The sequence below is a fragment of the Mycobacterium sp. genome, from assembly GCF_051006775.1.
Lineage (GTDB): Bacteria > Actinomycetota > Actinomycetes > Mycobacteriales > Mycobacteriaceae > Mycobacterium.
In genome coordinates this window covers 1-12,932 of record NZ_JBPCSX010000242.1, presented here as the reverse complement: position 1 = coordinate 12,932, position 12,932 = coordinate 1, and the positions used below count along the sequence as shown (strand labels likewise).

Below are 12,932 nucleotides of genomic sequence, written 5' to 3'. Positions count from 1 at the left end.
TCGCTCACCCTTGATGAGCCGGATCGGCTCGCCGCGGTGATCAGCGGGCCGGTGATCCTGCACCAGTATCTGTTGGCCGACCCGATCAGCAGCACGGTGACCGAACTGGCTCTGTGGTCGAGCGCTCCGCCGGCGATCCCGTATCCGACCCTCTCCGATACGGCGCTACTCGATGCCCTGGGAGCTCCACTGTGCAGCGCCTACCTCGGTTCATGTCAGTGACGCGGCTGCCCACAGTCGAGAAGTAGGATCAACGGGCACCATCCCCCAGATCAGAGGAGCCGCGTGGCCCGGGTAGTTGTCAACGTGATGCCGAAGGCGGAGATTCTGGACCCGCAGGGCCAGGCCATCGTCGGGGCGCTGGGTCGGCTCGGCCACCCGGGTGTTTCCGAAGTGCGCCAAGGCAAGCGGTTCGAGCTGGAGGTCGACGACACCGTGACCGACGCCGAGCTCGCCGAGCTCGCCGAGTCACTGTTGGCCAACACCGTCATCGAGGACTGGTCGGTCACCCGGGAACCGGCGTGAGCGGCCGGCGGGAAGCCGAGGGCGGATCGCACATCAGCGCACGTGTCGGCGTCATCACCTTTCCCGGCACTCTCGACGAGGTCGACGCCGCCCGTGCCGTGCGGTTGGCCGGTGCCGAGTCGGTCGACCTGTGGCATGCCGATGCCGACCTCAAAGGTGTGGACGCCGTGGTGGTCCCCGGAGGCTTCTCCTACGGCGACTACCTGCGCTGTGGTGCCATCGCCAAATTCGCGCCGGTGATGGGCGAGGTGATCGCCGCCGCGGGCCGCGGAATGCCGGTGCTGGGCATCTGCAACGGTTTTCAGGTGCTGTGTGAGGCGGGTCTGCTGCCCGGCGCGCTCGCCCGCAACGCCGGTCTGCACTTCATCTGTCGCGACGTCTGGCTCAAGGTCGACTCCGTCAGCACCGCGTGGACATCGCGCTACGAGCGCGGTGCTGAGCTTCTGGTGCCGCTGAAGTCCGGCGAAGGTCGTTATGTGGCAAGTGAATCGGTGCTCGACGAACTCGAGGGTGAGGGCCGGGTGGCATTCCGCTACATCGACAACCTCAATGGTTCGATGCGCGATATCGCCGGTATCAGTTCGGCCAACGGCAGGGTGGTCGGTCTGATGCCGCACCCCGAGCACGCCACTGAGCCACTCACCGGACCGTCCGACGACGGGCTGGGGATGTTCTACTCCGCGCTCGACGCCGTGCTTACGGCCTGATTCATGGCGAGGGCAAACGGACGCGAACTCTGCGAGTTCATCGACGCGTCGCCATCGCCGTTTCACCTCTGCGACACCGTCGCCGACAGGCTGAGGGCCGTCGGCTACACCGAACTCGCCGAAGCCGACCGCTGGCCCGGCGGCAACGACGACGGGGGCCGGTACTTCACGCTGCGGTCCGGATCGCTGGTCGCCTGGAACAGCACCGCGAACCGGCACCGGCCGTTCCGGATCGTGGGCGCCCACACCGACAGCCCCAACCTGCGCGTCAAACAGCATCCCGACAGGGTGGTGGCCGGCTGGCAGGTCGTCGCCCTGGCGCCCTACGGCGGAGCATGGCTGAACTCCTGGCTGGACCGGGATCTGGGTCTGAGTGGCCGGCTCTCGGTGCGCGACGCCGCCGGTGGTGTCACCCACCGACTGGTGCGTGTCGACGAACCGATCCTGCGGGTGCCGCAGCTCGCGATCCACCTGGCCGAGGATCGGGGCTCGCTGACCCTGGACCCGCAGCGCCATGTCAACGCGGTCTGGGGTGTGGGCGAGCGGCCGCGCTCACTGCGGGCGTTCATCGCCGAGCGCGCCGGAATCGACCCCGTCGACCTGCTCTCGGCCGACCTGATGACCCACGATCTGACGCCGTCACGGTTGACCGGCGCCGACGAGGAATTCGTCAGCGCGCCCAGGCTCGACAACCAGGCCACCTGCTACGCAGGCCTCGAGGCGTTCCTGGCCGCCGAACCCGGGCACTACATCCCGGTGCTGGCACTGTTCGATCACGAGGAGGTCGGCTCCACCTCCGACCACGGCGCGCAATCCGATCTGCTGATCACCACGCTGGAGCGGATCGTGCTCGCGGCCGGCGGCGACCGGGAGGACTTCCTGCGCCGCCTGACCGGATCGATGGTGGCCTCCGGTGATATGGCGCACGCCACCCACCCGAACTATCCCGAGCGTCATGAGCCGGGTCACCTCATCGCCGTCAACGGTGGTCCGGTTCTCAAGGTCCAGCCAAACCTGCGCTACGCCACCGACAGCCGCACCGCGGCCGCTTTCGAGCTCGCCTGCCGTCAGGCCGGGGTGCCGTTGCAGCGCTACGAACACCGGGCCGATCTGCCGTGCGGGTCGACCATCGGGCCGATGACGGCGGCCCGCACCGGCATCCCGACCGTCGATGTCGGCGCACCCCAGCTGGCCATGCATTCGGCGCGGGAGCTCATGGGGTCGGCGGATGTGGGCGCTTATGCCGCCGCGCTGCAAGCGTTCCTCTCGCCCGAATAAGCTAGGACCGTGACAGTCGATTCCGTCGCGCACGCGGCGGCCACTCCTGACCATCCCCAGCCCTATCATGAGCTCGGGCTCAAGGATGACGAGTATCAGCGGATCCGGGATATCCTCGGCCGCCGTCCCACCGACGCCGAACTGGCCATGTACTCGGTGATGTGGAGTGAGCACTGCTCGTACAAATCCTCCAAGGTGCACCTCCGCTACTTCGGTGAGACCACCACCGAGGCGATGCGGTCCGGGATGCTCGCGGGCATCGGCGAGAACGCCGGCGTGGTGGACATCGGTGACGGCTGGGCGGTGACCTTCAAAGTCGAGTCGCATAACCACCCCTCCTACGTCGAGCCTTATCAGGGGGCCGCGACCGGGGTCGGTGGGATCGTGCGCGACATCATGGCCATGGGCGCGCGCCCGGTGGCGGTGATGGACCAGTTGCGGTTCGGCGCCGCTGACGCCCCCGATACCCGCCGGGTGGTCGACGGGGTGGTGCGCGGTATCGGTGGATACGGGAACTCTTTGGGACTGCCCAATATCGGCGGCGAGACCGTCTTCGACGCGTCCTACGCCGGTAATCCGTTGGTCAACGCGATGTGTGTGGGCGTACTGCGCAAGGAGGATCTGCACCTCGCGTTCGCGTCGGGAACCGGCAACAAGATCATCCTTTTCGGAGCCCGCACCGGTCTGGACGGTATCGGCGGGGTATCTGTTCTGGCCAGTGACACCTTCTCGGGGGACGAGTCCGGAACGGGCCGCAAAAAGCTGCCGGCCGTCCAGGTCGGGGATCCGTTCATGGAGAAGGTGTTGATCGAATGCTGCCTGGAGCTGTATGCCGCCCGGTTGGTGGTCGGCATTCAGGATCTCGGTGGCGCCGGATTATCTTGTGCGACATCGGAACTCGCGTCGGCCGGTGACGGTGGCATGACCATCGAACTGGACACCGTGCCGCTGCGTGCGGCGAATATGACGCCGGCCGAGATCCTGTCCAGTGAGTCGCAGGAACGGATGTGCGCCGTCGTCTCCCCGGAGAACGTCGAGAAGTTCATGGCGGTCTGCCGCAAGTGGGATGTGCTGGCCACGGTGATCGGCGAGGTCGCCGACGGCGAACGGCTGAAGATCACCTGGCATGGCGAGACCGTCGTCGACGTCCCGCCCCGCACGGTGGCCCATGAGGGTCCGATCTATCAGCGGCCGCTGGCGCGGCCCGACACCCAGGACGCTCTCAACGCCGATACCTCGGCGAAACTGCCGCGGCCGGGTACCGGTGATCAGTTGCGAGCGACTTTGCTCGCGTTGCTCGGCAGTCCGCATCTGTGCAGCCGGGCGTTCATCACCGAGCAGTACGACCGCTACGTGCGCGGCAACACCGTGCTCGCCGAGCATGCCGACGGCGGAGTGTTGCGCATCGACGAGCAGACCGGCCGTGGGATCGCGGTGTCCACCGACGCCTCGGGTCGCTACACCCAACTCGATCCGTATGCCGGTGCGCAGTTGGCACTGGCGGAGGCCTACCGCAATGTCGCGGTCACCGGCGCCACCCCGATCGCGGTGACCAACTGCCTCAACTTCGGTTCTCCGGAGGATCCGGGAGTCATGTGGCAGTTCTCCCAGGCGGTGCGGGGACTGGCCGACGGATGTGCGGTGCTCGGCATCCCGGTCACCGGCGGCAACGTCAGCTTCTACAACCAGACCGGCGCCACGCCGATCCTGCCCACGCCGGTGGTCGGGGTGCTCGGCGTGATCGACGATGTGCACCGTCGGTTGCCCACCGCGCTCGGTACCGAACCAGGCGAGACGCTGTACCTGCTCGGGGACACCCGTGATGAGTTCGACGGTTCGATCTGGGCGCAGGTCACCGCGGACCACCTCGGTGGGCTGCCCCCCGAGGTGGACCTGGCCCGGGAGAGATTGCTCGGCGAAGTCCTGGTCTCCGCGTCCCGCGACGGCCTGGTGTCGGCCGCGCACGATCTCAGCGAGGGTGGCCTGATCCAGGCGGTCGTCGAGTCGGCGATGGCCGGCGAATGCGGTTGCCGCATCGTGCTTCCTGAGGGAGTCGATCCGTTCGTACTCCTGTTCTCCGAGTCGGCCGGACGGGCACTTGTCGCCGTGCCGCGCACTGAGGAGACCCGGTTCGCGGCGATGTGCGAGGCACGCGGGTTGCCCGCCACCCGGATCGGCGTCTCCGACAGCGGGTCGGATTCGGTCGAGGTGCAGGGACTTTTCACCATCGGTCTGGAGGAACTGCGCAGCACCTCCGAGGGAGTGCTGCCCAGTCTGTTCGGATGAGCCAGTCACCGGCGGCCTGGGCGCTCGGCCTGCTGCGTCTGGACTTCACCGGTGTCGCGTTCGCGGCGCTGTTCTTCTGCTTGTCGCTGACCCCGTCGCTGATGCCGCGGGACTGGTTCATGGCCGGTCTCATCGGCGGGATCAACGCCGCGATCGGCTACGGACTCGGGGTGCTGGCCGGCGGGTTGGTTCGACGACTCTTACTGCGTGGCCGGTCATGGTGGCCGCTGCCCACCCGGGTGCGCTACGCATTGCAGACGGCTGTGGTCATCGGATCCGTTGGTGCCGTACTTCTGATGGCCCGGCCTGCGGCCTACTGGCAGCGGCAGATCTGCGCGGTGATGGGTATCGACGGCCCGGTGACCGCTGACTACCTTCGGACCGTTCCGGTCGCGATTGCGGTCGGCGGTGCGCTCATCGCCGGATCGCGAATCATCAAGGACAGCATCAAGTTTCTCGCGCGGTTGATGATCCGTCGATTGCAGATCGACAGCGAGGTTGCCATGTTCATCGGGGCGGCGATCGTCGTGATGGTGACCGTCATGCTGGTCAACGGAGTGCTGTACCGAGGATTCGTCGCCGGGGCCACCACGATGTTCCAGCCGCGCAACGCCGCAACCCGAGCCGGTGTCCAGCAGCCGCTTGCACCGGAGAAGTCAGGTAGCCCGGCATCGTTCGTGGCGTGGGACACCCTGGGATTCCAGGGCCGCAACTTCGTCGCATCCGGTCCGCATGCCGACGATCTGGAACAACTCAACGGCCGGCCCGCCGAGGAGCCCATCCGGATCTATGCCGGCCTGGATTCGGCGGACTCCATCCAGGGGCGCACCGCGGTGCTGCTCTCGGAGTTGGCGCGCACCCGGGCCTTCGAGCGCAAGGTCCTGGTCATCATCCCCACCACCGGGACCGGATGGGTGGACCCGGTGGCCGCCCGGTCGATCGAATCGATGTACAACGGTGACACGGCACTGGTGGCCATGCAGTACTCCTTCCTGCCGAGTTGGATCTCTTTCCTTGTCGACCAGCAGAAGTCGTTGGAAGCCGGCAGGGCGATGATCGACGCGATCCACGATCGCTGGCTGGGCTGGGACCCGCAGCGCCGCCCCAGGCTCATGCTGTTCGGCGAGAGTCTCGGCTCGCTGTCCGGGCAGGGTGCGTTCAACTACCTTCCCGACGTGGTGGACAAGGGGTTCTCCGCGGTGCTGTGGGTCGGCCCGCCCAATTCCAGTCCGCTGTGGAGTGCGCTGACCGCCCGCCGTGATCCGGGCACCCCGGAAGTCCAGCCACGCTACGACGACGGTCGTACCGTGCGCTTCGCCCAGGCATCCGGTTCCGCGGAGATCGCGGCCGTGGCCGCAACTCCGTGGGACGGGACCCGGGTGCTGTTCCTCCAGCACGCCTCTGATCCGGTGGTGTGGTGGTCACCGGAGCTACTCTTCGCCAAGCCGGACTGGCTCGACGAGTCGCCCGGGCATGACCGCTCGGCATCCATGCGGTGGTATCCGATCGTCACCTTCTGGCAGGTTTCCGCCGATATGGTCGGCAACGTCACCAGTTCCGAGTCCGTGCCCGTCGGCCACGGTCACAATTACGGAGACAGCCAACTCGACGGCTGGGTCGCGGTCGCCGCGCCCCCGGGATGGACCGACGCCGACACTGACCGGATCCGCCGCTCGCTTGAGCAGGCGATGGCCGCCGGCGGGCCGGAGTTCCGATGAGCGGCAAGGCAATCCGCGCGCTCGCCCTCTCCGGTGCGTTGGTCGGCTGGAGTTTCACCGCAGGCCTGGACCAGCCGTGGCGGCGCCATCCGCTGATTCAGGCGGGCATCGGGACAGCGCTGGCGGTCGCGACCCGCGCTCCGCTGGGATTGCGGCCACCACCGGTCTACCGGGGACTGCGACTCGGCGCCGGGGTCGCGGCAGCGGTGACCGCCGGGGTGGCCGCGGCCACCGCGCTGACCGGTGTGCGCGTTGCGATGCGCGATCGCAGCCTTCCGCCGCGGCCCTGGCGCTGGCTGGCGGTGGAGATCCCGCTGGGCACGGTGTGGTCGGAGGAGATGGCGTTTCGCGGAGCGCTGTCCGCGATCGCCGCCGACGCCTTCGGGCCGCAGCGTGGCCGGCTGTTGCAGTCAGTCGCCTTCGGGCTCAGCCACGTCCCCGACGCCCGCGGCACCGGGGAGACCATGCTGGGCACCGTGGCGCTCACCGGACTGGCGGGGTGGTGCTTCGGGCTTCTCGCCGAGCGGTCCGGCAGTCTGGCCGCACCGATGCTGGCGCACCTGGCGATCAACGAGGCCGGCGCACTCGGGGCCATGGCGGTACAGCGCTTCGGCGGCGGTGAGCGGTGAGTCGCGGCGCAGACCCTCGGGCGACCCGCGATGCAGTCCTCGCGGTGGCCGCCTGGCTGAGCGATGACGCCGCGGGCGAACCCGACCGGGCGGTGATCGGCGCGGCGGTGCGGCTGACCGCGCGCACGCTGGCGGCGATAGCACCGGGTGCCAGTGTGGAAGTCCGGGTCCCGCCGTTTGTCGCCGTGCAGTGCATCCCGGGTCCGCGCCACACCCGGGGGACCCCGCCCAACGTGGTCGAGACCGATCCGCGCACCTGGCTACAGCTGGCCTGCGGGCTGGTCGGCTTCGACCGGGTCGTCGCCGCCGGCCGGGTGAGCCTCTCCGGGGGGCGGGCGGCGGAGATCGCAGCCTGGTTTCCCCTGGTCGGCATCTCCGAATCCGAACTTCAGTGACACATATCGCAGGGTTTCCCTGTTTGACCCGAATGACCGTAAACTCAGGGACACCTCCGACACGTCAGGGAGCACCCATACCGTGACCGGCCAGCTGGAAAACCCTCCCCGCGAGGAGTGCGGCGTCTTCGGCGTCTGGGCTCCCGGCGAAGAAGTCGCGAAACTCACCTACTACGGGCTCTACGCGTTGCAGCACCGCGGACAGGAAGCGGCCGGTATCGCCGTCGCGGACGGGTCACAGGTGCTGGTCTTCAAGGATCTCGGTCTGGTCAGCCAGGTGTTCGACGAGCAGACGCTGGCTGCGATGCCCGGACATGTCGCGATCGGTCACTGCCGCTACTCCACCACCGGCTCCACCACGTGGGAGAACGCGCAGCCGGTATTCCGCAACACTGCCGCCGGTACCGGAGTTGCCTTGGGGCACAACGGAAATCTGGTCAACACCACCGATCTCGCGCGCCGGGCCCGCGATGCCGGCCTGATCAACCCCAACATGCCGGGTGCCGCGACCACCGACTCCGACATCCTCGGCGCGCTGCTGGCCGGCGGCGCGGCCGACACCAGCATCGAGCAGGCGGCGCTGGAATTGCTGCCCAGCGTGCGCGGCGCCTTCTGTCTGGTCTTCATGGACGAGACCACCCTCTATGCCGCCCGTGATCCCTACGGTGTGCGTCCGCTGTCGCTGGGCCGCCTCGACCGCGGTTGGGTGGTGGCCTCCGAGACGGCTGCCCTCGACATCGTCGGCGCCTCATTCGTCCGCGATATCGAACCCGGTGAACTGCTCGCCATCGACGCCGACGGCGTGCGCTCCACCCGGTTCGCGCCCCCGACGCCGAAGGCATGTGTCTTCGAGTACGTCTACCTCGCCCGGCCGGACAGCGTCATCGCCGGCCGATCGGTGCATGCCGCCCGCGTCAACATCGGTCGCCGGCTGGCTCGCGAGAAGCCGGTTGACGCCGACCTGGTGATCGGGGTACCCGAGTCGGGCACCCCCGCCGCGGTGGGGTACGCCCAGGAGTCAGGCATCCCGTTCGGTCAGGGTCTGATGAAGAACGCCTACGTGGGACGCACCTTCATCCAGCCGTCCCAGACGATTCGGCAGCTGGGCATCCGGCTCAAGCTCAACCCGCTCAAAGAGGTCATCCGCGGCAAGCGCCTCATCGTCGTCGACGACTCGATCGTGCGGGGTAACACCCAGCGGGCCCTGATCCGGATGTTGCGCGAGGCCGGTGCGGTGGAGGTCCATGTGCGGATCGCCTCCCCTCCGGTCAAGTGGCCGTGCTTCTACGGTATCGACTTCGCGACACCGGCCGAACTGATCGCCAATGCCCCGGGCACCCAGACCGACGACGGGGAGATGCTCGACGCGGTTCGGCACGCGATCGGCGCCGACAGCCTCGGATATATCTCCCAGCACGGAATGGTCGCTGCCACAGAACAACCCGTCACCCGGTTGTGCTGTGCCTGCTTCGACGGCAACTACCCGATCGAACTTCCCAGTGCGACAGCATTGGGCAAGAACGTGGTGGAGAACATGCTCGCCGCGGTGCAGGCCGACAACGACAACGTGTCGGCACTGAGCCGGCCGTAAGGCCGAGGAATCGGTCCTACCTGACGGCCGAGGTCACTTTCTTCACCCGACGGTCCAGTGCGAAAGCCTGCAGCGGCCGCCCCGCGAACCAGTAGAGCCGGCCCAGCAGCCCGCGTGGGTAGAAGATGGCCTGCTGCTCGTAGCGGCTTCCGGCTCCTTCAGGGGTGACCCGCATCTCGAGCCACCGGTCACCGGGACCACGCCGTTCGGCGCGCAGTTTGAGCCGGCCCGGTGCACGTTCCTCGACCCGCCAGTGTTTCGGTGCGCTGCCCTCCACGGCCTTCCACAATTGGTCGGGGGTGGCCGAGGTGTGCCGGGACCGGATGTCGGTGTAGACCACCTCGCCGGCCCATTCCGGGTCGGTCGGCAGTTGCGCCGCGGTTCCGGTGTTCCAGGTGGTCTCGATCTCGCCGCGGGCGATCCGGGCCAGGGCCAGTGAAACTGAGCGACGGTACGGGGTCAGACCGCCTTCGGGCTGGCCGATGATGGTGTCGATGTCGTGGTTGGCCATCACCGCGTCGCAGTGCAGCGACTCCACCAGTGGGCGGGCCAGACCGGACGGTATCGGGGTCACCAGTCCGACCCACAGCGCGGCGATCCGCGGAGTCAGCACCGGCAGTACCAGGATGCGCCGCGGTCGTAGACCGGCCACCTCGGCGTAGATCTGCATCATGTCGCCGTACTCCAGGACATCGGGTCCACCGATATCCCAGGTGCGCGACGCCGGCACCGGACAGGTGGCAGCGGCGACCAGGTAGTGCAGAACATCGCGGATGGCGATGGGCTGGATTTTGTTGTGCACCCACTTGGGGGTTGTCATCACCGGCAGCCGGTCGGTGAGGTGGCGGATCATCTCGAACGAGGCCGAGCCGGAACCGACCACCACCCCGGCCTGCAGCACGATCGTCTCGATTCCGGAGGCGATGAGAATCTCGCCGACGGTGGTGCGTGACCCCAAATGCGTTGACAGTTGGGCATCTTCGGGATGCAGGCCCGACAGATAGACCATGCGGCGGACCCCGGCCCGACGGGCTGCGGCCACCACATTCTGCGCCGCGCGCCGTTCCTCGGCGGCGAAGTCCTTCTCGAACCCCATCGAGTGGACCAGGTAGTACACGACGTCGACGTTCTCGAATGCCGCCGCGAGTGACTCGGGGTCGCCGAGGTCTCCCTTGGCCACCTCGATGCGATCTCGCCACGGGACGCGTGCCAGCTTCTCCGGGGTACGCGCCAGTGCGCGCACCTCGAACCCGTTGTCCAGCAGGCGTGGCACCAGCCGGCCACCGACATAGCCGGTGGCGCCGGTCACCAGGCAGCGCAACTTCTGCTCACCCATCAGGAGACCCGGCATCCGGCGGGTGCGGGCGCCTCCACCGACATCGGGGCGCCCACCGGGTTGATGTAGGTCACGTCCATGACCAGCGGGGTGGAGCCCTGGTTGAGGCCGTTGTGCACGAAACCGGGTCCGACACCCTCGGCCACCGCGGCACCGGCGTTGTACAACTCGTCGATGACGCAGCTCCCGTCGTAGTGCGTCATCGTGCCCGCTCGGATCACCCCGTAGACCTCACCGGGGTGGTAGTGCCAGCCGGTCGAACCGCCGGGCGCGACGGTGACCGTGGTGATCGTGTACGCGGTTCCGTCGACGGTGTTCTGCGACAGCGTCTGCACATCCACCCCGACCGCCGGTGTCGCCCCGGCCGGACCCGCGAGGGCAACGGCGGATATCGCCATGCCGATCGCTGTCCACAACTGCAGTGCCTTCATGAGTCCTAGGGTGTCATATGCCGTGCCGGCCGCGGGCCAGCACAATGAACCCCATGACGTTCAAGGGCTGGCCCATCGAGGCGGTCGAGTTCTACGAGGGCCTGGAGGCCGACAACTCCAAGGTGTACTGGCAGGAACACAAGGCCGTCTACGAGCGGAATGTGCGCGGCCCGATGGAGCAGCTACTGGTCGAACTGGCCGACGAGTTCGGTGCGGGCAAGCTATTCCGCCCCTACCGGGACGTCCGCTTCAGCGCTGACAAGACCTCGTACAAGACGAACTGCGCGGCGACTCGGGGCACCGGCTATGTCTCGTTCTCCGCCGACGGGCTCTCGGTCGGCGGCGGGCTGTACATGCCCGATCCGGCTGCGCTGCAGCGCTACCGCGACGCGGTCGACGACGAGAAATCCGGACCTCAACTCGCCGGTATCGTCGCCGACCTGCGAGCGGCCGGCTACCAGATCATGGCCCACGAGGTGCTCAAGACGGCGCCGAGGGGATTTCCCACCGACCACCCCCGCATCGAACTGCTCCGGCACAAGGGTGTCGCGATGATGAAGGATTGGCCGGTGGGGGCCTGGCTGGGCACCGCCAAAGCCAAGGATCGGGTGATCGCCACCCTGCGCGCCGGGGCGCCGCTCAACGGGTGGCTGACCCGGTACGTCGGCTGACCCGGGTGGGGCCGGGTAGCCTTAGCGGCGATGTCCGGCAAGCCCTCCACAGAGAAATCCGCCCACGCTGAAACCGCAGGGGCGTCCGCTGGAACCTCCTATGCATCGGCCGGTGTCGACATCGAGGCCGGCGATCGCGCGGTCGAGTTGTTCAAGCCCCTGGCCAAGCGGGCCACCCGTCCCGAGGTCCGCGGTGGTCTGGGCGGCTTCGCCGGACTGTTCGAGCTGCGCGGCGACTACCGGGAGCCGGTGCTGGCCGCCTCCACCGACGGCGTGGGCACCAAGCTGGCCATCGCCCAGGCCATGGACAAACACGACACCGTGGGGCTGGACCTGGTCGCGATGGTGGTCGACGATCTCGTGGTCTGCGGCGCCGAACCGCTGTTTCTGCAGGACTACATCGCCGTCGGACGCACCGTGCCCGAGCGGGTGGCCGCAATCGTCTCGGGCATCGCCGAGGGGTGCGTCATCGCCGGCTGCGCCCTGCTCGGCGGCGAGACCGCCGAACATCCCGGATTGATGGAGCCCGATCACTACGACATCTCCGCCACCGGCGTGGGCGTGGTGGAGGCCGACGACGTTCTGGGACCCGACCGGGTGCGGCCCGGTGACGTCATCATCGCGATGGGCTCATCGGGCCTGCATTCCAACGGTTACTCCCTGGCCCGCAAGGTGCTCCTGGAGATCGACCGGATGAACCTGGCCGGCCATGTCGAGGAGTTCGGCCGCACCCTGGGCGAGGAACTGCTCGAACCCACCCGGATCTACGCCAAGGACTGCCTGGCGCTGACGGCCGAGACCCAGGTGCACACCTTCTGCCACGTCACCGGCGGTGGGCTGGCGGGCAACCTGGAGCGAGTCATTCCCAACGGGCTGATCGCAGAGATCGACCGCGGCAGCTGGACCCCGGCGCCGGTGTTCGGGCTGATTGCCCAGCGCGGACGCATTGAGCGGGCCGAGATGGAGAAGACCTTCAACATGGGCGTCGGCATGGTCGCCGTCGTGGCGGCCGAAGACACCGACCGCGCCATGGCGATCCTGACCGCACGCCACCTAAACTGCTGGACGCTGGGCAGTGTCACCAAGGCGCCCGCGAAGGCCGGCGACGGCCCGCGCGCGACGCTAGTGGGTCAGCACCCGCGCTTCTAGCGCCGCCAGTCGTCCTCGTCGAACGATTCCTGATCGGGTTCGCCTTCGCCCGTTCCGGTCAACTCCTGTTGGAGCCGGCTGAAGTCGGTTTGCGGAGAGCTGTATTTCAGCTCTCGGGCAACCTTGGTCTGCTTTGCCTTAGCCCGGCCGCGGCCCATGGGGGAACCCCCTCGCGCAATAACGGAGCGGCCTGAAGTCAGGCGGCTCCGGATCAGT

13 protein-coding genes and 1 pseudogene are annotated in these 12,932 nt (G+C 67.9%); 11 read left to right on the top strand and 3 right to left on the bottom strand.

Going from position 1 to position 12,932, the window contains the following annotated elements:
- The 9 genes and pseudogenes from ACR2JI_RS16930 to purF all read left to right on the top strand — a co-directional run.
- Positions 1-222: pseudogene (locus ACR2JI_RS16930) on the top strand (ATPase); the annotation flags it as partial.
- 63 nt (positions 223-285) lie between these two features.
- Positions 286-525: a phosphoribosylformylglycinamidine synthase subunit PurS gene (gene purS / locus ACR2JI_RS16925; RefSeq protein ID WP_526392055.1), complete on the top strand. Its 240-nt coding sequence runs from the start codon at positions 286-288 to the stop codon at positions 523-525.
- Positions 526-557: 32 nt separating this feature from the next.
- The gene (purQ, locus tag ACR2JI_RS16920) at positions 558-1,232 is read left to right on the top strand and encodes a phosphoribosylformylglycinamidine synthase subunit PurQ (protein WP_526392059.1); all 675 of its coding nucleotides are present in this window, start codon (positions 558-560) and stop codon (positions 1,230-1,232) included.
- Between the two features lie 3 nt (positions 1,233-1,235).
- Complete coding sequence (locus tag ACR2JI_RS16915) at positions 1,236-2,510, top strand: M18 family aminopeptidase (RefSeq protein WP_526392053.1); 1,275 nt, start codon at positions 1,236-1,238, stop codon at positions 2,508-2,510.
- Positions 2,511-2,519: 9 nt separating this feature from the next.
- A complete protein-coding gene (purL, locus tag ACR2JI_RS16910) occupies positions 2,520-4,796 on the top strand; it encodes a phosphoribosylformylglycinamidine synthase subunit PurL (protein ID WP_526392051.1) in 2,277 nt (758 codons plus the stop codon).
- Positions 4,793-6,514 carry an alpha/beta hydrolase gene (locus ACR2JI_RS16905; RefSeq protein ID WP_526392049.1) on the top strand — a complete coding sequence of 574 codons (1,722 nt, stop codon included), beginning with the start codon at positions 4,793-4,795 and terminating at the stop codon, positions 6,512-6,514. The genes purL and ACR2JI_RS16905 overlap by 4 nt, the downstream gene beginning before the upstream one ends.
- Positions 6,511-7,143 (top strand): Rv0804 family intramembrane glutamic endopeptidase, encoded by a 633-nt coding sequence (locus tag ACR2JI_RS16900; protein WP_526392046.1) that lies wholly within the window; start codon positions 6,511-6,513, stop codon positions 7,141-7,143. Before ACR2JI_RS16905 ends, ACR2JI_RS16900 begins: the two co-directional genes overlap by 4 nt.
- A complete protein-coding gene (locus ACR2JI_RS16895) occupies positions 7,140-7,538 on the top strand; it encodes a sterol carrier family protein (protein ID WP_526392044.1) in 399 nt (132 codons plus the stop codon). The genes ACR2JI_RS16900 and ACR2JI_RS16895 overlap by 4 nt, the downstream gene beginning before the upstream one ends.
- Positions 7,539-7,620: 82 nt before the next feature.
- Complete coding sequence (gene purF / locus ACR2JI_RS16890) at positions 7,621-9,129, top strand: amidophosphoribosyltransferase (RefSeq protein ID WP_526392042.1); 1,509 nt, start codon at positions 7,621-7,623, stop codon at positions 9,127-9,129.
- Between the two features lie 16 nt (positions 9,130-9,145).
- On the opposite strand, the gene ACR2JI_RS16885 is transcribed toward purF, so the two are convergent.
- Together ACR2JI_RS16885 and ACR2JI_RS16880 are read right to left on the bottom strand one after the other, a co-directional pair.
- Positions 9,146-10,465 (bottom strand): DUF2867 domain-containing protein, encoded by a 1,320-nt coding sequence (locus ACR2JI_RS16885; protein ID WP_526392040.1) that lies wholly within the window; start codon positions 10,463-10,465, stop codon positions 9,146-9,148.
- The gene (locus tag ACR2JI_RS16880) at positions 10,465-10,896 is read right to left on the bottom strand and encodes a cupin domain-containing protein (protein WP_526392038.1); all 432 of its coding nucleotides are present in this window, start codon (positions 10,894-10,896) and stop codon (positions 10,465-10,467) included. Before ACR2JI_RS16880 ends, ACR2JI_RS16885 begins: the two co-directional genes overlap by 1 nt.
- 53 nt (positions 10,897-10,949) lie before the next feature.
- Between ACR2JI_RS16880 and ACR2JI_RS16875 the strand changes: the two genes are divergently transcribed.
- Together ACR2JI_RS16875 and purM are read left to right on the top strand one after the other, a co-directional pair.
- Positions 10,950-11,567 (top strand): DUF2461 domain-containing protein, encoded by a 618-nt coding sequence (locus tag ACR2JI_RS16875; protein ID WP_526392036.1) that lies wholly within the window; start codon positions 10,950-10,952, stop codon positions 11,565-11,567.
- A 30-nt stretch (positions 11,568-11,597) separates the two neighbouring features.
- The gene (gene purM, locus ACR2JI_RS16870; RefSeq protein ID WP_526392034.1) at positions 11,598-12,716 is read left to right on the top strand and encodes a phosphoribosylformylglycinamidine cyclo-ligase; all 1,119 of its coding nucleotides are present in this window, start codon (positions 11,598-11,600) and stop codon (positions 12,714-12,716) included.
- On the opposite strand, the gene ACR2JI_RS16865 is transcribed toward purM, so the two are convergent.
- Positions 12,713-12,874: a DUF3073 family protein gene (locus ACR2JI_RS16865; RefSeq protein ID WP_526392057.1), complete on the bottom strand. Its 162-nt coding sequence runs from the start codon at positions 12,872-12,874 to the stop codon at positions 12,713-12,715. The genes purM and ACR2JI_RS16865 overlap by 4 nt on opposite strands.
- Positions 12,875-12,932 lie beyond the last annotated feature (58 nt).